The sequence below is a fragment of the Kitasatospora sp. HPM-01-4 genome (assembly GCF_051374625.1).
Taxonomy (GTDB): Bacteria; Actinomycetota; Actinomycetes; order Streptomycetales; family Streptomycetaceae; genus Kitasatospora.
In genome coordinates this window covers 1,498,130-1,519,820 of sequence record NZ_JBPQGP010000005.1, presented here as the reverse complement: position 1 = coordinate 1,519,820, position 21,691 = coordinate 1,498,130, and the positions used below count along the sequence as shown (strand labels likewise).

The 21,691-nt window shown below is 68.6% G+C and carries 18 protein-coding genes and 2 pseudogenes; 6 read left to right on the top strand and 14 right to left on the bottom strand.

Annotated features, from left to right (window positions below; all coding sequences use genetic code 11):
* Window positions 1-13: 13 nt before the first annotated feature.
* The 3 genes from ACSMTC_RS06475 to ACSMTC_RS06465 form a co-directional block, all read right to left on the bottom strand.
* The gene (locus ACSMTC_RS06475) at window positions 14-319 is read right to left on the bottom strand and encodes a hypothetical protein (RefSeq protein ID WP_436558684.1); all 306 of its coding nucleotides are present in this window, start codon (window positions 317-319) and stop codon (window positions 14-16) included.
* A gap of 68 nt (window positions 320-387) precedes the next feature.
* Window positions 388-1,341, bottom strand: coding sequence for an IS481 family transposase (locus ACSMTC_RS06470; RefSeq protein ID WP_436558683.1), 954 nt, complete (start codon window positions 1,339-1,341; stop codon window positions 388-390).
* Between the two features lie 91 nt (window positions 1,342-1,432).
* The gene (locus ACSMTC_RS06465) at window positions 1,433-1,834 is read right to left on the bottom strand and encodes a hypothetical protein (RefSeq protein ID WP_436558682.1); all 402 of its coding nucleotides are present in this window, start codon (window positions 1,832-1,834) and stop codon (window positions 1,433-1,435) included.
* Window positions 1,835-1,979: 145 nt separating this feature from the next.
* Here ACSMTC_RS06465 and ACSMTC_RS06460 point away from each other — a divergent pair.
* Window positions 1,980-3,234: pseudogene (locus ACSMTC_RS06460) on the top strand (IS4 family transposase).
* A 235-nt stretch (window positions 3,235-3,469) separates the two neighbouring features.
* Here the strand turns inward: ACSMTC_RS06460 and ACSMTC_RS06455 are convergent.
* The 8 genes and pseudogenes from ACSMTC_RS06455 to ACSMTC_RS06420 all read right to left on the bottom strand — a co-directional run.
* Window positions 3,470-3,976 (bottom strand): annotated as a pseudogene (locus ACSMTC_RS06455) (IS110 family transposase); the annotation flags it as partial.
* 225 nt (window positions 3,977-4,201) lie between these two features.
* Window positions 4,202-4,690: an NUDIX domain-containing protein gene (locus ACSMTC_RS06450; RefSeq protein WP_436558681.1), complete on the bottom strand. Its 489-nt coding sequence runs from the start codon at window positions 4,688-4,690 to the stop codon at window positions 4,202-4,204.
* A gap of 270 nt (window positions 4,691-4,960) precedes the next feature.
* Window positions 4,961-5,536 carry a response regulator transcription factor gene (locus ACSMTC_RS06445; RefSeq protein ID WP_436558680.1) on the bottom strand — a complete coding sequence of 192 codons (576 nt, stop codon included), beginning with the start codon at window positions 5,534-5,536 and terminating at the stop codon, window positions 4,961-4,963.
* A 37-nt stretch (window positions 5,537-5,573) separates the two neighbouring features.
* Window positions 5,574-7,013 (bottom strand): Mur ligase domain-containing protein, encoded by a 1,440-nt coding sequence (locus ACSMTC_RS06440; protein ID WP_436558679.1) that lies wholly within the window; start codon window positions 7,011-7,013, stop codon window positions 5,574-5,576.
* A gap of 102 nt (window positions 7,014-7,115) precedes the next feature.
* On the bottom strand, window positions 7,116-8,402 hold the full coding sequence (locus ACSMTC_RS06435; RefSeq protein ID WP_436558678.1) for a glutamine synthetase family protein: 1,287 nt from the start codon (window positions 8,400-8,402) through the stop codon (window positions 7,116-7,118).
* 104 nt (window positions 8,403-8,506) lie between these two features.
* Complete coding sequence (locus tag ACSMTC_RS06430) at window positions 8,507-10,015, bottom strand: amino acid permease (protein ID WP_436558677.1); 1,509 nt, start codon at window positions 10,013-10,015, stop codon at window positions 8,507-8,509.
* Window positions 10,016-10,070: 55 nt separating this feature from the next.
* On the bottom strand, window positions 10,071-11,054 hold the full coding sequence (locus ACSMTC_RS06425; RefSeq protein ID WP_436558676.1) for a hypothetical protein: 984 nt from the start codon (window positions 11,052-11,054) through the stop codon (window positions 10,071-10,073).
* A 79-nt stretch (window positions 11,055-11,133) separates the two neighbouring features.
* Window positions 11,134-11,991 (bottom strand): SAM-dependent methyltransferase, encoded by an 858-nt coding sequence (locus ACSMTC_RS06420; RefSeq protein WP_436558675.1) that lies wholly within the window; start codon window positions 11,989-11,991, stop codon window positions 11,134-11,136.
* Here ACSMTC_RS06420 and ACSMTC_RS06415 point away from each other — a divergent pair.
* The 3 genes from ACSMTC_RS06415 (at window position 11,990) to ACSMTC_RS06405 (ending at window position 15,481) form a co-directional block, all read left to right on the top strand.
* Complete coding sequence (locus ACSMTC_RS06415; RefSeq protein ID WP_436558674.1) at window positions 11,990-13,816, top strand: helix-turn-helix domain-containing protein; 1,827 nt, start codon at window positions 11,990-11,992, stop codon at window positions 13,814-13,816. The two genes, ACSMTC_RS06420 and ACSMTC_RS06415, sit on opposite strands and share 2 nt — an antisense overlap.
* 2 nt (window positions 13,817-13,818) lie before the next feature.
* Window positions 13,819-14,532 carry an HAD family hydrolase gene (locus ACSMTC_RS06410; RefSeq protein ID WP_436558673.1) on the top strand — a complete coding sequence of 238 codons (714 nt, stop codon included), beginning with the start codon at window positions 13,819-13,821 and terminating at the stop codon, window positions 14,530-14,532.
* Between the two features lie 91 nt (window positions 14,533-14,623).
* Window positions 14,624-15,481: a hypothetical protein gene (locus ACSMTC_RS06405; protein WP_436558672.1), complete on the top strand. Its 858-nt coding sequence runs from the start codon at window positions 14,624-14,626 to the stop codon at window positions 15,479-15,481.
* Here ACSMTC_RS06405 and ACSMTC_RS06400 read toward each other — a convergent pair.
* From ACSMTC_RS06400 to ACSMTC_RS06390, 3 genes are all read right to left on the bottom strand, one after another.
* Complete coding sequence (locus tag ACSMTC_RS06400) at window positions 15,469-16,329, bottom strand: aldo/keto reductase (protein ID WP_436558671.1); 861 nt, start codon at window positions 16,327-16,329, stop codon at window positions 15,469-15,471. The genes ACSMTC_RS06405 and ACSMTC_RS06400 overlap by 13 nt on opposite strands.
* Window positions 16,263-17,459, bottom strand: a complete 1,197-nt coding sequence (locus ACSMTC_RS06395) for a JmjC domain-containing protein (RefSeq protein WP_436558670.1) — start codon at window positions 17,457-17,459, stop codon at window positions 16,263-16,265. Before ACSMTC_RS06395 ends, ACSMTC_RS06400 begins: the two co-directional genes overlap by 67 nt.
* 86 nt (window positions 17,460-17,545) lie before the next feature.
* Window positions 17,546-17,713, bottom strand: a complete 168-nt coding sequence (locus ACSMTC_RS06390; RefSeq protein WP_436558669.1) for a hypothetical protein — start codon at window positions 17,711-17,713, stop codon at window positions 17,546-17,548.
* A gap of 350 nt (window positions 17,714-18,063) precedes the next feature.
* Here ACSMTC_RS06390 and ACSMTC_RS06385 point away from each other — a divergent pair, with 350 nt between their 5' ends.
* Both ACSMTC_RS06385 and valS read left to right on the top strand, forming a co-directional pair.
* Window positions 18,064-18,744, top strand: coding sequence for a GNAT family N-acetyltransferase (locus ACSMTC_RS06385; RefSeq protein ID WP_436558668.1), 681 nt, complete (start codon window positions 18,064-18,066; stop codon window positions 18,742-18,744).
* Between the two features lie 141 nt (window positions 18,745-18,885).
* Window positions 18,886-21,444, top strand: coding sequence for a valine--tRNA ligase (gene valS / locus ACSMTC_RS06380; RefSeq protein ID WP_436558667.1), 2,559 nt, complete (start codon window positions 18,886-18,888; stop codon window positions 21,442-21,444).
* Window positions 21,445-21,691: the final 247 nt, after the last annotated feature.

Genomic DNA, 21,691 nt, shown 5'->3' with positions numbered 1-21,691 from the left:
GTTGTCGAGGGCCTCATGGCGACGGGCCAGGCGGCGCAGGGCCGCCTTGGTTGCGGCGAGCGGCGCCCGCAGGTCCGCGTCGGGCCAGCGTGCGTATCAGCGCGGCTCGTTCCAGGTCAGCGACCTGCTCACGTAGGGCCGCCGGGGCGGACACGAACACGCCGCAGATCTGGCTCATTGCCTGGGTGCGGGCCTTGACCGTGCTGCGGCGGGTGATCCGCAGCACCTGCGCGGCCTCGACCATGCCGTCACGGCTCTTGGGGATGCCGGTGGTTCGCCCGGCCGCGTAGGCGTCGATCGGGTCGGACTTGTCCCGCATACGGTGAGTCTTACGGTCCGGGCTGTCGACGTCGACGACCGTGACCCCGGCGGCGGTTAGCACCCGGGCTAGCTGTTCTGACCCGTGAGGTTGGGGACGCGGCTGGCGGGTGGTTTGCCTGCGAGTGCGGTGTGTCCGCGGTGGTGATTGTAGGTGTGGAGCCAGGCGGGGTAGGCGTCGCGGCGTTCCTGTTCGGTGCGGTAGGGCCTGGCGTAGGCCCATTCGTCGAGCAGGGTGCGATTGAAGCGTTCGACCTTGCCGTTGGTCTGGGGCCGGTAGGGCCGGGTTCGCTTGTGCGTGATGCCTTCGGCCGCGAGGGCATCGCGCCAGGTCCGGGAGCGGTAGCAGGAGCCGTTGTCGGTCAGCACGCGCTGGACGGTGATCCCTGCCCGGGCGAAGAACTTGCTTGCCCGGGCCCAGAAGGCGGTGGCGGTCTCCTTGCGTTCGTCGGGCAGGATCTCGCTGTAGGCCAGGCGGGAGTGGTCGTCGACGGCGTTGTGCAGGTAGCTGTAGCCGGCTTTGGAGCGGTTCTTGCGGCCGGCCTCACGGCCCAGGATCTTGTGGCCGCCGCCGTCGGGGATGTTGCCGAGCTTCTTGATGTCGACGTGGACCAACTCGCCTGGCGCGCTGTGCTCGTAGCGCCGCACCACGCGGCCGGTCGCGCGGTCCAGGTGGGCCAGGCGGGCGAGCCTGTAGCGGGTGAGGACGCGGTGCACGGTGGCTGGGTTGAGCTTCAGCAGGTAGGCGATGCGGGCCGGGCCCCAGCGGCGCAGGACGCGGACCTTGATGATCCGCCGCTCGGTGCGCGACGGGGTCCGCCGAGGGCTGCGGTGCGGGCGGCTGGAGAGGTCGCTCATACCGGCCTCGCCGAGCATGCGGTAGCGGTCCGCCCAGCGCTTGGCCATGGTGGGCGAGACCTGGAAGCGCTCGGCGGCCCGCCGCAACGGCCAGCCGTCGTCGACTACGCAGCGGGCCAGGCGCAGGCGTCCGGTCTCGGTCAGCGGTGCGTTACGGTGTGGCATGAGGGCCTTTCTGGCTGAGGTGCAGATGTCGCAATCCACACCGAGCCAGAAGGCCCTCACTCATTTCAAGATCACCACGCCGTGAGCCCTGTCACCAACCTCCGTGGTCAGTACAGCTAGCGCGGCGCCGTGGGCGCTGTGCGAACGTATCCACTTCAGAAGGCCCTGGTAGCCGCGGATGGTGGCAGGGAACTCCCGGTCGGCCAGGTGCCGGCGTAGTTCTTGGGGCCTTGGCGGAGGTGTAGCGGGTGGGGTCATCCCCGAACTCGGCCAGCACCCGGGCGCCGGTGATCTCGCTAATGTCGGGCATCGACAGGTGGATCTCAGCGTCCGGGTGCGCGCGAAAATGCGCGCTCACCTGCTCTTCCAGGGCGTCTATCTGCTCGTTCAGCGCGATCAGCAGCTTCGCGTGCGCGACTGCCGCCACGGTGTAGGCGGCGGCCACGGGGGCGGCGACGCCGAGCTGGGGCTCGCGAAGGCCAGCCTGGATCACGGCGGCCCTTTGGTCCCGGTTGCGGCGGCGATGCCGGGCCAGGACCGCGGTGATCTGTGGCTTCGTCAGTTTCGCCGCTGCCTCGGGCGTGGGCGCCTTGATGCAATACCGGTGACTTTGGTGGGCTTTGCTCGTTGGGTTGGTTGTGCCAAGGCCCGGACAGGTGAAGTCGTCGGCGGATGTGCGGTTCTCGGACCGGATCGCGCTTGGGGTGCTGACCCGGGCGTTCCCACCCGAGTTGGTCGACGAGGTGGTCGCGGAGTGCGGCCGGGCCGAACAGCGTCATCGCCTGCTTCCGGCGCGGGTGGTCGTGTACTTCGTCCTGGCGATGTGCCTGTTCTGCGGGCAGGGCTATGAGGAGGTCGCCCGGCTCCTCACTCAGGGCCTGGAGCGGGGAAGTGGCCAAGGCGCCTGGCGGGTGCCGACGACGGCGGCGATCGGCCGGGCCCGTCTGCGGCTGGGCCCGGAGCCGTTGCGGGCGCTGTTCGCCCGGGTCTGCAACCCAGTGGCCACGAAGGAGACGGCCAGCGCATGGTTCCGGGGCTGGCGGCTGGCGGCTGGTCGCGATCGACGGCACGACCTTCGACCTGCCCGACACGGAGAGGAACGCGGAGTTCTTCGGCCGGCCCGGCACCTGCCGCGGGCAGGGCCGCAGCGCCTACCCGCAGGCGCGGGTGGCGGCCCTGGTCGAGTGCGGCACCCACGCCGTGTTCGCGGCCGAGGCCGCGCCGCTCGCGGTCCACGAGACCGCGCTGGCCGAGCGGCTGTTCCCGTCCCTGACCGAGGGGATGCTGCTGCTGGCCGACCGGGGCTTTCGCGGCTTCGACCTGTGGCGGGCCGCCACCGGCACCGGCGCCGACCTGCTGTGGCGGGCCAAAAGCGACGCCGTGTTCCCAGTCGTGGCCGAACTCGCCGACGGCTCCTACCTCTCCGAGATCGTCGCAGCCCGGGACAAGAACCGCCGCGCCGACCCGATCCAGGTCCGCCTCATCGAGTACACCCTGGGCCCGCACAGCACGGACACCACCGTCTACCGGCTGGTCACCAGCATCCTGGACCCCAAGGCCGCCCCGGCCGCGGAACTCGCCGCGCTCTACGTCCAGCGCTGGGAGATCGAGACCACCCTGGACGAGATCAAGACCCACCAGGGCGGCAGGAACCTCGTCCTGCGCTCCCAACACCCACGCGGGGTGGAACAGGAGATCTTCGTGTTGCTCCTGGTCCACCACGCCCTGCGCGACCTGATGCACCAAGCCGCCCGCCGCACCGACTGCGATCCCGACCGGATCTCCTTCGTCCGCACCCTGCGCATCGCCCGCCGCCACGTCACCGCCCAGGCGGCGCTTTCCCCCCTCTCGACTCGCCCGAGCACTCAACCAGAGCCTGCACGAGATCGGTGAACGGCTCCTGCCCGCACGGCGGTTGCGTGCCAACCCCCGTGTGATCAAGCGCAAGATGTCCAACTGGGCGCTCAAACGGCTCGCGAACCTCGACCCGCCGCGGCCTGCCCCGCCCGACATCGCCCTCGTCGGACCAACCAAGACCGCCCCGACCCGCCGGAAAACAACCTAAATCACCGGTATTGCGCCTTGATGAGGAGTTCCAGGCATCGGTGCTGGTCAGCTCCCGGGAGGCGTAGGCGGTCAGCGCGCCGGGGAAGTACTCGCGCAGCGTACTGCGCAGCCGCTGGAAGGTGCGGGTGCGCTCCCAGATCAGGGTCTGGTGGGCGCGGGCCACTACCCGCACGGCCTGGGCCCGGTCGCTGTCCCCGGCGACGGTCCGCAGCTGGGCTCCGTCGCTGCGGACCATGTCCGCCAGCGCGTGCGCGTCGCCCTTGTCGCTCTTGGCCCCGGAGGTGCCATACCGCTCCTTGAACCTGGCCGCCTGGCGGGGGTTGACCGCATAGACGCGGTAGCCGGCCGCGATCAGCGCCTGCACCCACGGGCCCCGGTCCGTCTCGATCCCGACCGTCACCTGCCCGGGTTCCAGGTCCTCACCGCGGTGCCGGGCGACCAGGGCATAGAGCTTCGCGATGCCCTCCACTCCCTCCGGCAGCCGCGCGGTGGCCAGTCGGCGGCCCGACTCGTCCTGTACCTCGACGTCGTGGTGGTCCTCAGCCCAGTCGTCGCCGATGAACAGCACCAGCACCCACCCCTTCGCTCTCGTACGATCCTTGTGTGCAGCCTGCGGAAGGCACGGCTCGCGCCCAATTACCCGGCGGGCACGCCATCCCATCAGCAGTCAGGCCTCCCGGCCGACCAGCGGGGGCACGGTCTGACCCCAGAACTCGCAGTGGTTCCGGAGCGGTGAGTGCTCACCTGCTGGCGGCTACGGACCGTAGTCTCCCCTACGGCCCGACGAGTCCCGTCAGGAGCGGGCCAGTGCGCGGGGGTCTGCGCCGGGGCCGTCCCAACCGTGGGTGGAGAATCCGCGCCCGCCACGTAGGTGGGCCGTCAGTGCGGCGTGGGAGGTCGGGAACATCGGAGTCGGTAGCCGGCCGGCCGGTGACCACACCACCGCAAGGTGCTTGGCCGGCGCGGCGTTGACCGGCTCACCGGACCAGGTGGCCGTGGCGAACACGTGGAGCAGGAATGGGCCCTGGCCGTCCCAACCCGCCCTGACCTGGATGGTGTGTACGAGGCGCAAGTCGGCGGGGTCGACCACCAGCCCGGTCTCCTCGCGGAGTTCGCGAGCTGCCGCCTCGTCGAGGGTCCGGTCGGTTTCCTCGACCTGGCCTCCCGGGATCATCCAGGTCGGTTCCTTGGCCCAACTGTCGTTCGCATAGTGGACCGTGGCGACCTTGTCCTGGGCGGCGTCGTGGACGATCACGCTGACCGCCTGGCGCAGGCTGAGCATCTGACCTCTCCTCATGGTTGGTGTGCGGTGGCAGACCCATTGGTGCGGCAGCCGCCGACGCTCGATCGTGGCAGGCAGCCCGCCGCTGTGGGCGGGATCGGGCGCTGCAGCACCCGATTGAGCAAACGCGAGTTCGATGTGGCGTGTCCTGCCGCCGCGTTGGCCAAGTTGGGTCAGATGGCTTTCAGGACATGCTGGATGAGTTCGCGGGACTCACTCCGTGTGTCCTGCTCCAGGAACGGGTCGCGCCGGGAGATCATCGATGGTGTCTCATCCCCGGCTCTGCTTCTCGTGGAACTGGGTCTCCAGCGAGGGTTGCTGAACGGGCGAAGGGCTGTCGGGTGCTCGATTGCCGGGCAGGCTCGCGGGCAGCGCGGGGTCGATGTCGCTGGGGCGTACGAGTCCGGTGAGGACGCCGAGGCCGCATGCCTGTTCTTGGCTGGAGACACCGAACTTGTTCAGGATGGATGGCGCGTAGCCGCGCATCGATTCCACTTTGACGTGGAGTTCGTCGGCGAGTTCCTGGTTGCTTCGGCCGCCGGCCCAGCCTCGCAGGACATCGAGCTCGCGCTTGGTCAGGCGGACGGCTGCGGCTTGGCATCTGGCTGTGATGTGGCTGCGGTCGACGATGCCGTGGAGGGCGGCGAGCGCGATGGCCTGGGGGCGGGTGGCGCAGCCGAGTTTTGCCATCAGGAGGCCCACCTCGCGGGTGACGTAGGTGCGGGAGATACCGATGGCGCGGGCGAGTTCGGCGTTGGGCTGGTTGGCCGCGATCAGCCGTAGCAGGGTGGTCTCGTCGGGGGTGAGGTCGGGGGCCGCCGGCAGGTGGCTGGTGCTCGGTGCCATGGGTGCTCCGGGGGATCGGGATCGGGTGGTTGCGGGGCTACAGGTCCCAGGGAGTCTGGGAGTTGGTGGAAACGATCTGGAAGAGCAGGCGCGGGCCGAGGGGGGCTGCGCCTTCGCCGCCGATGGTGACGATCAGGTCCCCGGGCTCGGCGATGCGGGCGATCAGTGCCTCGGTGCTGGGCTGGTGTGGGCCGGGTGGCAAGACATGCAGGTTCTCCGCCGTCAGGCCGCGGGTGTGCGCGGCGGTGATGATGGCGCCGCGCGGGTCGTCCAGGCGGGTTTTGGTGATCGTCGTGCGCACAGGCAGGAGTACGGCCTGGTCGGCGTGGCCGAGGGCGCGTGCGATCTCGGTGGCGAGGGCGCTGCTGCGGGCGTGGCCGTCCGGTTCCAGAGCGGCGATGACCGAGTTCTCCGTGAGCATGCGCGCGGCGATGAGATCGGCCGTGATTTCCTCGGGATGGCGGGCCCGGGACTCCATGATGGTGATGCCCGCGTGGGTGCCGAGTGTGGTCAGGGACCGGTCGATGCCTCGGAAGTATGTGGTGATGCCGTGGGCGAGGTCGGTGCCCGGTGAGCCGAGAGCGCGTCCGGCCGCGAATACCGCGGCGGCGGCCAGGGCGTTGTGCATGCCCGGCATCGCCACGACCACGCGGTACCACTGGCCGTCGGTGTCTTCCAGGGTGACGTGGCTCTCCGCGCCGGTCCAGGTCACCCGGACCACGCGCACGTCGGGGTCGTACTGTTCGCCGACGCTGATCACCCGCGGCCCGGAGCGCTTGGCCAGGCGCCGTGCCAGCAGGTGCACGCCCGGGTCGTCGGTCGCCAGGACTACGGTGGAGCTGGCCCTAGCCTGGGCTTCCAGCGCGTCCAGGGCGGTGGAGGCGTCCTGGTAGTGGGGCGGGTTGGCGTCCGTGTTGAGGATCAGCGTCACGTCCGGGGTGAAGACGCCCGTGGGTGGTGCGGTCTCGTGGATGTGGTTGTCCGGGCACAGGTCGGCGATCAGCAGGTCCCCGCCGGATGCGTGGCCCGGCGCCTCGCCCACCGGCGCCGCGGTGAGGACCCAGCCCGGATTGAGATGGCGGAGGGCTGCGGTGAGCATCCCGGCGGCGGTGGCGGTGCTGTGGCCGCCCGCTACCGCCACAGTCCTCGGCACGCTGCCAAGCAGTGCGGCTAGGGCCTGCGCTCGGCCGAGGATGGGAAGGCGCAGGTGCGCCGCCTGGTCGAGTTCGGGGTGCGGTCCGAGGACGGCCCCGGACCAGACCACTGCCGACCTGTCGACACCGACGCTGGCCGAGAACTCCACGCTGGCCTTCCGTAGCCGCCGGACCGTCTCCGACTTCCGGTCGTCCGAAGGCGCGGAGCCGGATACGCGGGCGCCGCGCTCGGCCAGATGCAGGGCCAGTCCCGCCATGCCGGGCGTGGTGATGCCGACGAAGTGCGGTGCCGCGAGCTCGCGGACACGGCTGGCATCTTGCATGGTCAACTCCTCTTTGATGAACAGAGGTTGCGGGTGAGGGGGTGCCGGTCGCGAGCAGCCCTTTTCCGGTCTGCTCCCCAACCGCGACCGGCACCCGGCTTGTCAGGCCTGGGCGAATCCGCGGGCGATCTCGACATCAGTGACGCGGCGGTGGTGGGCCCGGAGTTCGGCGCGGGCTGCGGCGCTGTAGTGCGCAACCACGTCCGGACCGAACAGAGCAGCAGCCACCGCGCTCGCTTCGAAGGCGCGCACGGCTTCCTCCAGCGTGGCCGGCACCGCACGGGTGCTGTCGTCCTGGTAGGCGTTGCCGGAGCACGGCGGCGGAAGCTCCAGCGCGTTCTCGATGCCGTAACGGGCAGCGGCCAACGTCGCGGCCAGAGCCAGGTACGGGTTGGCGTCCGCACCGGGAAGGCGGACCTCCAAATGCAGGCCGGGCCCGTGGCCGACCACCCGTACCGCGCAGCTGCGGTTGTCCCAGCCCCAGGAGAAGCGGGTCGGCGCGAACGAGTGCTCCCGGTAGCGCTTGTAGGAGTTCACATACGGCGCGTACAGCGGGGCCAGGTCCGGCAGGACCTCCAGCAGCCCGGCAACCGCGTGCCGGCCCGGCTTCGACAGCTGATCGGTATCCTCCGGGTGGCCGAGCAGCGGTTCGTTGCCCCGCCACAACGACACGTGCAGGTGCAGCCCGGAACCGACATCATCGGAGGGCGCGGCCATGAACGTGGCCGCCAGCCCGGCGTCCTCGGCGATCACCCGCACCGCGTGCTTGAACAGCACGTGCTGCTCGCAGGCGGCCTCGGAGTACCCGTAGGGGAAGGTGACCTCGATCTGGCCGGGCGCCCCCTCCAACTTGACCGCCTCGACGGGCATCTCGGCCAAAGCGAGCATCGACTGCAGCCGCTGGGCGAACGCCCGCACCTTCTGCGGCTGGTCGAGCGAGTAGTCCCGGTTGTCGAACGTCACCGGCACAAGATCACGGAAACCATCCGCGGCCACCTCATCCAGCGTCCCGCGGTACAGGACGAACTCCGTCTCAAGCCCGACCCTCGCCTCCAGGTCGTGCACCCCGAGCGCGTTGATCTGCTGCTGAAGAACCGCCGCCGGGGCCACCGGAAGCACCCGGCCATCCGCCGCGACCGGATCGGCGAACACCACGGCGTTGCGGGGCAACCACGGCAGCAACCGGGCATCCGCAGCCGGCTGCAGGCGGACATCGCCGTAGCCGTCACTCCAGGAGGCCAGAGCGAACCCGTCGGCCGGGGTCATCGCGAGATCCGTGGCGAACACGTAGGCACACACCTCCGGCCTCAGAGCGCCCGAGGCGAGCCGGTCCAGCAGGACACTGGCCTCGTACTGCTTGCCCTTGAGCCTGCCAAGGCCATCCACCACGGCCAACCACACGGTATCGATCCTCCCGCTGCTCACCGCGGTGATCAGTTCCTCTCGCGGGAGCCAGGCGTGCTCGGGCCGAAGCGGCCTCTGGGGCCGGGTAGTCACAGGACCTCCTCGGCGTAGGCGGCCATCTCGGGGCTGGTGGTGATCGGGGCGTTGTAGGAGCGGCCGCCGGCCCACCACCAGGCGGTCGCCAGCAGCAGGACCGCGAGGAGGGCGATCGGCGCGTAGTTGAAGGTGTCGACGGTGACGGGGCTGGTCTGCGGCAGGCACACCAGGACCGTGACCAGCGCCACCCACGCCACCGCGATCACGCCCACGGGGCGGCTCCACCGGCCCAGGGCCCATGGCCCCCGGGGGAACCGGTCGCCCCTTCGCAGGCGCAAGTAGACGGGGATCGCGTAGGCCGGCGTCATGCCGACGATGTTGATCGCGGTGACCGCCCCGTAAGCCACGGCAGACCACAGCGACGGCAGGGCGAGCACCAGTGCGGCCGCGACGGACAGCCACACCGCGAAGTGCGGCGTACCGTTGCGCGACACCCGGCGCCACCAAGCCGAACCCGGCAAGGCACCGTCCCTGCTGAAGGCGAAGACCATCCTGGACGCGGCGGCGACCTCGGCGTTGCCGCAGAACAACTGCGCGGCGATGACAATCAGCAGGAGGAGCTTGGCACCTGTCGTGCCCAGGGCGTCCAGGAAGATCTGCGCCGGGGGAACTCCCGTGGCCGTCGCGGTGGTTCCGGCGTAGTCCTTGATGGCGAAGGTGAGCCCGGCCAGCAGGGCGAGGCCGGCGGCCCAGGAGACCCAGATGGCGCGGACGATACCCCGCGGCGCGGCCACAGAGGCGTTGGTGGTCTCCTCGGACAGATGGGCGGAGGCGTCGTAGCCGGAGAAGGTGTACTGCGCGAGCAGCAGGCCGATCAAGCTGACGTACAGCGGGTTGTGCCATCCGGTGCCGTTGGCGAAGTGGGTGAACACGAACGCGGCGGACCGGTGGTGGGAAGGGATCAGAGCGAGGGCCCCGACGATGACCGCGACTCCGGCCAGGTGCCACCACACGGAGATGCTGTTCAGGACGCTGACTACCCGCACACCCTGAAGGTTCAGCGCCGCGTGGAGCACCAGGATCACGGCGAAGATGACGAAGGTGGAGCCAGGGGTCGGGGTGAAGCCCCACTGGAGGTTCGCCGCGGCGCCGATGAACTGACTTGCGCCGTAGTCGATTCCAGCGATCCCGCCGAGCAGGCCCAGCAGGTTGAGCCAGCCGGTGTACCAGGCCCACCGGGGCCCGCCGAGCCTGTGCGCCATGAAATACAAGGCACCGGAGGTCGGGTACGCCGAGGTGACCTCGGCCAGCGACAAGCCAACCGTCATTACCATCAGGCCGACCAGCAGCCAGCCCCACAGCATCACGGCGGGGCCGCCGGTGACCAGGCCGAAGCCGTACAAGGTCATGCACCCGGAGAGGACGGAGATCACCGAGAAGCTGACGGCGAAGTTCCCGAACTCTCCCATCCTCCGCACAAGTTCAGGCTGATAGCCGAGCCTCTTCAAGAGGGCGTCGTCATCCGTATAGGTCGCGGACGCGGCGCGGTGGGTACGCGGCATCGGTGAAACCTCCAATGAGGTCGTCAGGAAAGGGAAGTAAGAAAGAGGGTTGTCGCTAACGCCATTGGGTGGCGGACGCCCGGATCGACGCTTGCTGCCGGGCTGAGATCAGGGTCCGTTCGGCGAGTTCGGGCTGTGGCGCCACGTAGGACCACGGCGTCCGCGACGCGAAAGGCACCAGGGCGTCGAAGACCTGACTCGCCTGTTCCATGAAGCCGCCTGCCCACAGAGCGTGCGCCAGATAGCTCAGGTCCGGCACCGACCGTGGCTCCGACGCCTCGACGTCGAACCATCCCGCGAGGGCACGCGCCGCGTCGGTAGAGACAGGTTCGTGCGCCCACTGCTTCTGCAGCTGACTGCCCTTCCGCTCCGAACGGCGGTACCGCTCGACATGGCAGTACAACGGCAACACCACAAGCGGCGAACCAGCCGGGGCCCACGACGCGACCCAGCTGGCGAACGTCGACGCCGGAGCAAGAAGACCACTCGGACGGGACAAGAAGAAACGAAGCATCCTGTGGTACGCCTCGCGACTACCGAAATCACGCCGATGCGCCTCGATCAGGAACCGCCACGGACCGGCGGACAGCAACTCATCAACCGGGGAGGGCTCCCAGTGCTCCGGCCACACCCGGTGCTCGTCCATCTCGGCCAGAGCCAGCCGGCAGATCCACGGCACCGGGTCTGCCGGAGCGAACTGCGCAGCTCGCGAGCACGCCCGCCTCGCGTCGTCCTCAAGCAGACCGGCCTCGGCTCGACGGGCGCGGTGCGCCTTCAGCGCCCGATGGACGGCAACCCGAGCCTGCATCACCGCCAGGTCCGCACTGCCCGGCTCCTCCCGCGCCCAGTCCCGGAGCACGTCCGAGGAGGCGGCAACCGCGGCCAGGACCTGAGTTCGAGCCGTGCGCAACGGCCAACTGGTCCCAGTTTCCTCAAGCAGGTCCCGCATCGACTTCCAGCGCCCGGCCTGGAGATCCTCCAGCACGCCTCGGAGCGCGGTGTCCGACCCCGCAGGGTGATAGACGAGATCGGTAGTCACCGGCCATCCACCTCCTCATCGACGGCAAGGTGGACCACCGTGATCAACAGAAGAGACAGGCTCGTCGGGACAGGCCTGGTCATGGCCTACGGCCCATCGCGCCGTAGCAGGAGACAACGGCGTCGTTCGGCCTCGCCTGGTGTGGCTTCCCAGGACACCAGCCAGAGATCGCCTGCAATCCGGGTTCCACGCGCTCCAAGCCGTCCATCAAGGCCGCTACTTGGGTCTGGGATCGGAGCCGAAGGGAGACACCGACGCGCCGGAAGGCAGCGGCGGTCCTTGCCGCTTGCTCCGGAGCGAAGTCGGCTGTTGCGTGCGTCAGTGCGAGGTAGCTGCCGGACGGAAGCGCATCGATGAGACCTCTGACCACGGCGGTTGCGTCCTCGGTGTCCTCGATGAGGTGCAGAACGCCGACCAACAAGACGGCCACTGGCCGGTCGAGGTCGAGACCGCAGTGCTGGGCCAGGTCGCTCAACAGGCCGGTGGATGCAGGAAGGTCAGCTCGGTGGGCCGTGACGAACCCGCGGTGGGGCCCTGCATTCAGGGCACGGGCGTGGGACACCACCATGGGGCAGCTGTCGACGTAGATCACGCTGGCACTCGGGTTGGCCCTGCGCGCGACCTGGTGGGTATTGATGGCAGCAGGAAGGCCCGAGCCGATGTCCACGAACTGCCCTATGCCGACACTGGCCAGGTGTTCGACTGCCCGCTCCAGGAAGCGGCGGTTGGCTCGGGCGGCCGTAGGGAGGCCCGGCGCGGCGACCAGAAGCTGCTCGGCCGTGCTGCGGTCGGCTGGGAGGTGGTCCTTCCCGCCAAGGAGGTAGTTCTGCAGGCGGGACGGGTGGGCAACGTCGAAACGGAGCATCTCGGAGTTCGCCGGGCGCCGACCGCCCGTAGTCTTGTCGGCGCTCGTGACGCCGATCAAGCTCAGGTCCATGGTGAGGAACTCCTCCTCGTGCGTTGTCAGTTCGACGGATGATCGCTGGCTTCGTCAGGACTGGCGTCCAGGCGGGGGCGGCACATACGAGGCCACCCTGCCTGGGCGTTGCAACCGTCGGTCAGGTCAGACGGAGCCGCTGACCGTGACGTGTTCGTGCCGATCGATTGATCAGTCCACGCCCCGGCTGCTTCCAGCCGAAGTAGAGTGCCTGCACGGCGGCACACTTGCGCATTCCAGGGGAAATATTCCGGGGGGAATACCCCATGGGAAGCCGTCAACTTTGCTCGAGGTAATTGCTGTTCGCGATGAAGGGGGCGGCATGGACGTACGTCAGTGCAGTCGGTGTGGCTGCGCGCTCAGCAGGTACAACGGCTCCGATCACTGCGGCCCGTGCGACAGGGTGAAGAACGCCGTCACCACGATCTCGATCCCCGCCCGGGCGTGGAGCGATCCGACGGTCAGGGATGCCCTCGCCTGCTGGGATCTGGGCTCGCTGAGCCGTCGCCTTCGAGAGATCGTCCCGCTACGACAGGAGGACATGTCCGAGCTGACCGGGTTGTCTCAGGGGCACCTGTCCAAACTGGAGTCCGGCCGTGCTCAGTTGACGCACGTCGATCGCATCTTGGAGTTCCTCACCGGCCTCGGTGTGCCCTCTGAGCTGATGCGACTGCCTCGACGTCTTGGTCTCGGAGTTCCTACTCCCCTACCTCTCCCAGTGTCCCCGCCAGCCGGCTTGGAGGACGTCACCGAGCCATGGACCGCGAGTCGTATGGTGGTTGCACTGCAAGACGCGGTCTTAGGGGAATCCATGGAACGCCGACGATTTCTCGTACTCTCCGGATCAGCACTCACCGCCTACATGCACCACTGGGGTATCGCCGAAGCCGAGCCCATGGAGCGCGCCCAAAGCGGCGGAAAGGTAATTCCGTCGCTGGTAGAGCACTACCAAGGCACGATCGACGACCTGCGGCACATGGACGCTAACGGCGGCAGCGGCGGCCTCGCCGACATCACCCGAGTTCACCTGTCGATGGTCACCACCACCCTGCAGAAGGGCCGCTACGACGAGCGGTTGGGGCGATGGCTGGCCGGCATCGCGGCGGATACCGCAACCCAGCTCGGCTGGATGCACTTCGACGCTGGACGACACGGACAGGCCCAACGGACACTGCTCGCGGCGCTGAGGGCGGCTCATGCCTCAGGCGACGCGCGACTCGGTGTCGGGGCGCTGTCCTACCTCGCGATCCTCAGCTATTCGGTGGGCAACCCGCGGGACGCGGTTACCGCCATGCAAGCTGCTCGTGAGAAGGTCAAGGTCGTCAACTCCCCGTATCTGCAGGCCATGCTGCTGACCCGCCAAGCTCGCGGGCACGCCAGGCTCGGCGAGAAATCCGCATGCCTTCGTGCGATCGGCAGGGCTGCGGAACTTGAGGCGCAGGGAACGACGGAGGAGGACCCCGGCTGGCTCTACTGGATCAACCGTGGCGAGATCCTGGGCCAAACCGCCAGCTGCCATCTGGATCTCGGTGAACACCGAGAGGCGGCAGCCTACTTCGAGCAGGCGCACGAGGCGCTGAATCCCGCGGATCTCCGCACCCGAGCCCTGTTCGCTTCCCGAGCGGCCTCCGCGCACTTGATGACTGGTGAGCGGGAAGCAGGCTACGCCGCGGCCGACTCTGCGCTGTCCCTCGCGGAGCAGGTGCACTCCACCCGGCTGAACGAACATCTTGAGACCGTGGCCCGGGAGTTGCGAAGCGTGCCAGGTGCGCGAGCGGCTGAATTGCTGGAACGATCAAGGCTCGTGATCACGAAGGAGCACTGAGTATGAGCCCAACGCTGGTTCTGTGGGACGTCGACCGCACGCTGCTGTACGTAGGCGAGACGGATCGGGCCGTCTACCGGATGGCCTTCGCGAGAGTAGTCGGCAGGCCGGCCGTACGGCTTCCTGAGCGCGGCACGGGCCGGACGATGCCGCTCGCTGTGCGGGAGCTGCTACGCGCGAACGACGTCCCGCAGGAAGAGGTGGACGTCTTGGCCGAGGAACTGGTCGCGCTGCTCCCGGAGTTGCTCGCCGAGCGCACCGAGGAGCTGAGGATTACCGGCCAGATGATGCCTGGTGCGCGGGAGGCTCTTGCCGCCGTCCACAGCGCGGAGGACTTGGTGCCCACGGTGGTTACCGGGAACTTGCAGGGCAGCGCGGAGATCAAGCTCCGGGCTTTCGGGTTGGCCGACTTCGTGGACCTTAGTATCGGCGGCTATGCCTCCGACGACTCTCACCGGCCCGCACTCGTGGCCGTGGCGCAGCAGCGCGCCGCCTCCAAGCACGGCGGGGCCTTCCACCGGGATACCACCGTGATCATCGGCGACTCGCTGGAGGACGTGCGAACCGGGCTCGAAGGGGGCGCCTCGGTGATCGCGGTGGCCTCAGGCACGACGCCCGCCCAGTCGCTTGTCGATGCCGGAGCGGACCGGGTCCTGCCCGACCTTCAGGACCCGAGCGCCGTCCTGCAAGCTATCGCCGAGTTGACCTCCTCGTGACGCCCGACGGAGTCCTGGAGGCGCCGGAGTGCACGTCCGCATGTGGCGGGAATGGCCTTGTGAGTGCCCCCTCCCTGCTACGGTCGCCGCTATGACGCTCTCGGTGTCCGCCGGCCGTCCCGTGGACTTGCGGGTCACACCAGTTGATGAGGTCCTTGATCGCGTCGAGCGGTCTCTTCAGGTCTGTTTGGATCGGGAGACCGTGGTGCGCAAACGTCGCTCCCTCGGGGCGAATACGGATCGCGATACCTGGGTGCGGATCGAGCGTCGAGCGCTCGAAAAGATCAGCACCCAGGGGTGGAACGGTACCGAGTGCGCCGCGCGCCTGGTCGGGATCGGCAAGCCCTCGTGGTGTGCGGGTGTGGCATGGCGGGATGAGTCCGGAACGGCGATGTGGCGGGCCGACGAGACCAGCCGCCTCCCGGGGGCGCCGGTCGGCACGAGCGTTCTTGCCATCGACCCCAACCTGCCCGAGGCATGGTGGTTGGCGCTGAACGCGTCGCTGGATGCCCTCGCCATCCAGCGAACGACGCGCGTCGCCACCCCGGACACCGAGACCATCACCCAGGCCGGCGTCACCGAGGCCATCCAGGCCGTCTTCCCCGGTACCTTCGACACGACCATCACCCAGTGGGTTCCCGCTCACGCGGACCTGAACTGGGCGAACATGACCAGCCCGAAGTTCTGCCTGTTCGATTGGGAGGACTGGGGCAACGCACCCCGGGGTCTGGACTCGGCGTCACTGTGGGGTAGTTCCCTTGCCGTCCCGGTCCTGGCCGACCGCGTACGCCGCGAACGGCTCCACGATCTGGAGAGCCGGGACGGCAAGCTGATGACGCTGTTCGTCTGCTCGAAGTTCGCCGGTCCGGACGCCCATCCCGAAGACCCGCGGGTGGGGCCGGCAAGGTACGAGGCAGCGCGCATCGTTGAGGAGCTTCAGGCGAGTTGACGGCGCGCGCGGTCCTGGAGCAGCCTCCGGTACTGCAGGACGATCTGCTCGTCGACCTTGGCGTCCAGGGCGGCGAGCAGATCGCGTAGGTGGTCCGGGGCGTCGGAGCCGACAGCCACGGTGCCGACCCGTGGCAGGTGGTACGCGGCCCTGAACGCCGCCTGGGTGCGGGATACGGCGGCATCGGATCCCTGGAGGAAGTGCCGTGCGTCGAAGGTGTTCCACACCGGGTCGCTCGCGTTGCCGCCGAACGGGCTCATGCCCCAGAGCGAGCCTGTCTCCAGGTCCCACTGCGCGGCGAAGGACTCTGCCGCATCCAGCGTGTCGATCCCGACCAGTAGGCCGGCACGGACCATGAGGACGGACGGCTTTGGCGTCGTGCCGTCTGCCAGGCCGACCAGGGAGCGTGGGCTCCAGGACGCGATGCCCCAGGCTCCGCACAAGCCCTTCACCGTTGCGTCTGCCAGGGCCACACACGCTCGCGTCAGGGCATCCCTGGACTGCCGGGAGGCATGCCGGACGGAGTGCTCCGGGTTGTGCAGGAACACGAGATCCGGTGGCCGCCCGAGGTCGCGGTTCGTCTGCTCCAGCGCACCTCGCAGCCGGGCGGGATCGAGGGAGTGCTCGGCTCGGCCGGGCCCGGGGAAGTAGCCGACCTTGGTGGACACGGTGAAGTGCGGTAGAAGATCGCCGCCGATGTCAGCCAGGGTCGAATGAGCGGTGAAGCCGCGGTAGTTGAAGCTGGTGTCGATCGCGCTGATGCCGAGATCCAGTGCGCTGGTCAGGAGATGGCGCTCGTAACGAGACCGGTGTAACCCGAGGACAACTCGGGGGTGAACGGCGCGCATACCTCTTCCTCCACCAGAATCCTGGCCACCTCGGCCACCTCTGTCCCAACCACACCGGCGGCCTGTTCCAGGTGGACGGGCTTGCCGCTCAGGAGCGGGCGTAGCGCGGGCAGGGCTTTGGCCGTGAACGTGAGCTTCTTCCCCGAGGCCATAACCTCGACCGTCTCCCCGTTCTCCCGGATCTGGGGACGGAAGTGGGTGGTGCACACCACGGCGTCGAGCGGCCCGAAGGTCTCCAGAAACGGTACGTGCCGGGGCAACGGCATCTCCTGCTCGTAGGCGTCCAGGAAGTCGACCGGTGGCCGCTCCTGAGCCAGCAGGGCAGCGGCCTTCACGAGGCCGTTGTCTCCCACTCCGTTGGCCCTGTCCAGGTCGTGTCGGAAGATCTCGCTTTCGCGGCACCAGTCGCCCAGCCATGCGAGCCAGCTTGCCCCTGTGCGCTTGGTGATCCCGAAGGTGACGTGGAGGCTCTTGCCCGATCCCTGGCCGTTGCGGGTGGCCTGGTGCCAGTGCCCTCGGGGGATGTGCATGACGTCGCCGGTCTTCATGACCCCGGACCAGATGATCTCTTCGCTCGGAGTGCTGTTGGGGTCGGCATCCCGGTACATGGGGACCTTGCGGGAGGTTCCTCGTACTTCCCACTCCTTCTCGCCGGCGAGCTGGACGATCACGACATCGTGGTCGTCCCAGTGCAGCGGAAAGCCGGAGGCTTCGTTCGTCGTCAGGTACGCATTGACCTGCACTCGCTCGCGTGACCACCACTGCAATGCGCGGCAGGCGACCTCCATCGTCGGGTCGAAGACGTTCGCCTGGTCGAGGATGACTGTCGCTCCCTCGCGCAAGAGCCGACCCAGGCTGTGCATGTTGACCATCGGGATGCTCTGGCCCCGAGGGCTGATGCTGTCGGTGAAGTAGACGGCCGGGTGTACCTCTTCGCTCTCGCGGAAGAGCCGGAACTGCGGGCGATTCAGGCTCCTGCGCATCGCGATGTCGAGCATGCGGTTCGGGCTCAGGATGCGGGAGACCAGCTCCATGTCCTCCATGCTTCCGCGCACGAAGCCCTTGCCGAGGTCCTGCACACCGCTCCATCCGAGCGCCGTCTCGATGGCGCTGACCAGTCGGTGGTCCAACACTTCCTCCTTGTGAGTCGATCGCGTGATCCGAGTGACCGGCGAGGGCCCGTGCGACGGGCTGCGCGGGCCCTCGCCGTCTGCCACTACTCGCTGTCGTGCAGGTTGCCGTCTCCGCCCGGCCACGGGGCGTCGCCGGAGCTTCCCGCGTTGTCGGACCGGAGGCTGTCGTACCGGTCCTGGACGGCGGTCAGCTCCTCCACTGCCACCAGGAGACCGCTCTGGACGGGTTGCGACGTCGTGTTCTGTGCCACCTCGTGCTCCTTATTTCCTCTGTTGTCCCACCGGGGCCCGGCGGGACGGCTTGAGTGAGCTCGATCAATTTCCTGTGTGCAGGACTCCCTCCGACCAAGGCTGCAAAGAGCCGGGCCGGGATATGTGGAGCCCGGAGAACCCGTCCGCTTGCCCTTGCAGACACGGGACGTGTCCGCCGAAGCGCCGGGATCCGTGGCAGGCCATCGTGGGACACACCCCGCCTCGCGGCGTATTCCTTGGGGAATATGAGTGGCCAGGTGGTTGAGGGGATCTCTCGATCCAGCATGGGTTGCACCCGAACGGCCTCGCCCAGCGAGCGGTCGCGCGATTCCCGTGCCCACACTGGGTCGTGTTGGTCAACCACTGGCCGCTGGTCGGCCTGCGGCTGATAACGCCCCGGCTGGAGCTCCGGCTGCCGCACTCGGAAGAGCTGGCGTGGCTGGCTGACCTCGCGGCCGAGGGCATTCACCGTCCCGACGTGATGCCGTTCAGTAGCGAGTGGACGGCCCTGCCGCCGACAGACCGGGCCCGGGCGGCACTCCAGCACCACTGGTTGAGGATGGGCAACTGGAGTCCGGACAACTGGTCGCTCAACCTCGCCGTCTTCGAGAACGGCCGGCCGGTTGGCGTCCAGGCTCTCGCCGCCAGGTCTTTCGCGGTGTTGCGAGAGGTGAACACCTGGTCGTGGCTCGGGCTTCCGCACCATGGTCGGGGAATCGGTACCGAGATGCGAGCCGCGGTACTACACCTCGCCTTCGCAGGGCTTGGAGCAGTGGAGGCCACCACCAGTGCGTTCGCGGACAACAAGGCGTCGCTGGCCGTTTCGAGGAAGCTGGGCTACCTGCCCGACGGCATTGAGCGGCGCGTGGTCAGAGGGCAGATCGTCGTCACCCACCGCCTCCGTCTGAGCCGGCGACAGTGGGAGAGCCACCGGGCAGCGGAGGTTCGGATTGAAGGACTCCTGCCCTGCCTTCCGTTGTTCGGCCTGCCGGAGGCCAAGAACGCGGTACCACGACCCACTGATGATTGAGAGGTCGCGGCTTCCGCTTCCGTCTGCTCACAGAGCGTCAATTCTGATCTTATTAGATCACTGCACGTAGTGCCCTGAAGCGTGAAGTCCCCATCCCTGGACGGCAATTCCAACTTCCGTCGCCCGATACCATTGAGCGCTATGACGACCGCATCCCCTCGCCCTGGCGCACCGGACAAGCCCACCCTCGATGGCCTCGAGGTCAAGTGGGCCGAGAGCTGGGACGAGCAGGGCGTATACGAGTTCGACCGCACCGCTTCCCGCGGTCAGGTGTATTCGATCGACACGCCGCCGCCGACGGTGAGCGGAAGTCTGCACGTGGGGCACGTGTTCTCGTACACCCAGACCGACACGATCGCCCGGTTCCAGCGCATGTGCGGCAAGAAGGTGTTCTACCCGATGGGGTGGGACGACAACGGTCTGCCGACCGAGCGCCGTGTGCAGAACTACTTCGGTGTCCGGTGTGAGCCGGCGCTTGCGTACGACCCCGATTTCACGCCGCCAGAGAACCCGGGCAAGCAGCAGATTCCCGTGTCCCGGCGGAACTTCATCGAGCTGTGCGAGCGGCTGACGGTGGAGGACGAGAAGGTCTTCGAGAGCCTGTGGCGGCGCCTGGGTCTCTCGGTGGACTGGAGGCACACCTACCAGACGATCGACCGTCGCTCCCGCGCCGTCTCCCAGCTGGCGTTCCTGCGCAACCTCGCGCGAGGAGAGGCGTACCAGGCCGAGGCGCCCACGCTGTGGGATGTCACGTTCCGGACCGCCGTCGCCCAGGCGGAACTTGAGGATCGTGAGCGGCCGAGCGCCTACCACCACCTGCTCTTTCAGGTCTCCGACGGGCAGAGTGTGGAGATCGCGACCACCCGGCCGGAGCTGCTGCTGGCCTGTGTGGCGCTGGTCGCCCACCCCGAGGACGAGCGGTACCAGAAGCTGTTCGGGTCCACGGTCCGCACGCCGGTCTTCGACGTCGAGGTGCCGGTCCTGGCCCACCGGCTCGCCGATCCGGAGAAGGGCACCGGTCTGGTGATGGTCTGCACCTTCGGCGACACCACGGACGTGGTCTGGTGGCGCGAGCTCGACCTTCCCACCCGCTGCGTGCTCGGCCGCGACGGGCGGTTCCTTGCGGAGGCGCCGGCCGCGCTGGAGTCGGCGCGGGCGAAGGAGGCGTACGCGCAGCTGGCCGGTGCGACCCCGCACACCGCCCGCGAGCGGATGCTCGAACTGCTCAAGGCCGCCCGCGCCGTGGTCGGGGAGCCGCGCCACTTCAACCACATGGTCAAGTTCTACGAGAAGGGCGACAAGCCCCTGGAGATCGTGACCAGCCGCCAGTGGTACCTGCGCAACGGCGGCCGGGACGAGGCCCTGCGGGAGCAACTGCTCGGCCGCGGCCGGGAACTAGGCTGGCACCCCGAGCACATGCGCAGCCGGTACCAGTCCTGGGTGGAGGGCCTCAACGGGGACTGGCTGATCAGCCGCCAGCGGTACTTCGGCGTCCCGGTGCCGGTCTGGTACCGCCTGGACGATGCCGGCAACCCGACCGACGAGCTGATCCTGCCGACCGAGGACATGCTGCCGGTGGACCCGAGCAGCGAGAGCGCGCCCGGCTTCACCGAGGACCAGCGCGACATCCCGGGCGGCTACACCGGTGACCCGGACGTGATGGACACGTGGGCCACCTCGTCTCTGACCCCGCAGATCGCCGGCGGCTGGTCTTACGACGACGACCTGTTCGCCAGGGTGTTCCCGATGGACCTGCGCCCCCAGGCCCACGAGATCATCCGCACCTGGCTGTTCTCCACCGTGGTGCGCGCCGACCTGGAGCACGGTGAACTGCCGTGGCGGCACGCGGCGATCAGCGGATGGATCCTCGACCCGGACCGCAAGAAGATGTCCAAGTCGAAGGGGAACGTCGTCACCCCGCTCGACCTTCTGGACCAGCACGGCTCGGACGCGGTGCGATACTGGGCGGCCTGTGCGCGGCCCGGCACGGACACCGCGTTCGAGGTCGGCCAGATGAAGATCGGCCGCCGACTGGCCGTCAAGATCCTCAACGCCTCGAAGTTCGTCCTCGGCCTGGACCTCGGCGCGGTGCAACCCGACTCGCCGGTCACGCAGCCGCTCGACCGGGCTCTCCTCGCGCAGCTGGCCGAGGTGGTGGAGAGTGCCACTGAGCAGTTGGAGGGGTACGACTACGCTCGCGCGTTGGAGACGGTCGAGCGCTCCTTCTGGGCGTTCTGCGACAACTACGTGGAGCTGGTCAAGAACCGGGCCTACGGAGAGCGCGGTGAGGCAGCGGCGGCCTCGGCCCGGGCGGCCCTCGCGCACGCGCTGTCGGTGCTGCTGCGGCTGCTGGCGCCGTTCCTGCCCTTCGCCACCGAGGAAGCATGGAGCTGGTGGCAGTCCGGCTCCGTGCACCAGGCCCGGTGGCCGGAAGCCGAGGCCCTGCGGGTGCTGGCTCCGCAGGGCGATCAGCAACTGCTGGAGGTCGCCGCCGACGCCATCGCGGCCGTCCGCAAGGCGAAGACCTCCGCCCAGCTGTCGATGCGGGCCGAGGTCGGCAAGGTGATCGCCCGCGGGCCCGCCGAGGCGCTGGAGGAACTGCGGCAGGTCCTGCCTGACGTCCAGTCGGCCGGACACATCCTGGACGTGGTGTTCGAGACGGCCGAAGCCGACGGCATCACGTACGAGATCGCCCTGTAGTCGACACGGTCCAACCGGTGGCGCCCGCCTCGATTCTCGAGGCGGGCGCCACCGTTCTATCCGGGCCCCGAGTCGACCAGGCTGGATAGCTCAACTGACTTTCTCGGAACATGAGTTCAGCCAAAGGAAGCGGCATCGAAGGGGTTGCGCCCGGTAGGTCCAGTCGTACTAGAGTCTCACCCCAGAGTGACGAGCGAACACCTCTGTGTAGGTAAACGGTGGGGCTGCATGGTCCTTCCGTGACCAC

What these genes read in the sequence shown, in the direction of transcription:
- ACSMTC_RS06475 (WP_436558684.1), bottom strand. Translation starts at nt 319, where the DNA reads ATGCGGGACAAGTCCGACCCGATCGACGCCTACGCGGCCGGGCGAACC.
- ACSMTC_RS06470 (WP_436558683.1), bottom strand. Translation starts at nt 1,341, where the DNA reads ATGCCACACCGTAACGCACCGCTGACCGAGACCGGACGCCTGCGCCTG.
- ACSMTC_RS06450 (WP_436558681.1), bottom strand. Translation starts at nt 4,690, where the DNA reads ATGCTCAGCCTGCGCCAGGCGGTCAGCGTGATCGTCCACGACGCCGCC.
- ACSMTC_RS06445 (WP_436558680.1), bottom strand. Translation starts at nt 5,536, where the DNA reads ATGGCACCGAGCACCAGCCACCTGCCGGCGGCCCCCGACCTCACCCCC.
- ACSMTC_RS06440 (WP_436558679.1), bottom strand. Translation starts at nt 7,013, where the DNA reads ATGCAAGATGCCAGCCGTGTCCGCGAGCTCGCGGCACCGCACTTCGTC.
- ACSMTC_RS06430 (WP_436558677.1), bottom strand. Translation starts at nt 10,015, where the DNA reads ATGCCGCGTACCCACCGCGCCGCGTCCGCGACCTATACGGATGACGAC.
- ACSMTC_RS06415 (WP_436558674.1), top strand. Translation starts at nt 11,990, where the DNA reads ATGGTGAGGAACTCCTCCTCGTGCGTTGTCAGTTCGACGGATGATCGC.
- ACSMTC_RS06420 (WP_436558675.1), bottom strand. Translation starts at nt 11,991, where the DNA reads ATGGACCTGAGCTTGATCGGCGTCACGAGCGCCGACAAGACTACGGGC.
- ACSMTC_RS06410 (WP_436558673.1), top strand. Translation starts at nt 13,819, where the DNA reads ATGAGCCCAACGCTGGTTCTGTGGGACGTCGACCGCACGCTGCTGTAC.
- ACSMTC_RS06405 (WP_436558672.1), top strand. Translation starts at nt 14,624, where the DNA reads ATGACGCTCTCGGTGTCCGCCGGCCGTCCCGTGGACTTGCGGGTCACA.
- ACSMTC_RS06400 (WP_436558671.1), bottom strand. Translation starts at nt 16,329, where the DNA reads ATGCGCGCCGTTCACCCCCGAGTTGTCCTCGGGTTACACCGGTCTCGT.
- valS (WP_436558667.1), top strand. Translation starts at nt 18,886, where the DNA reads ATGACGACCGCATCCCCTCGCCCTGGCGCACCGGACAAGCCCACCCTC.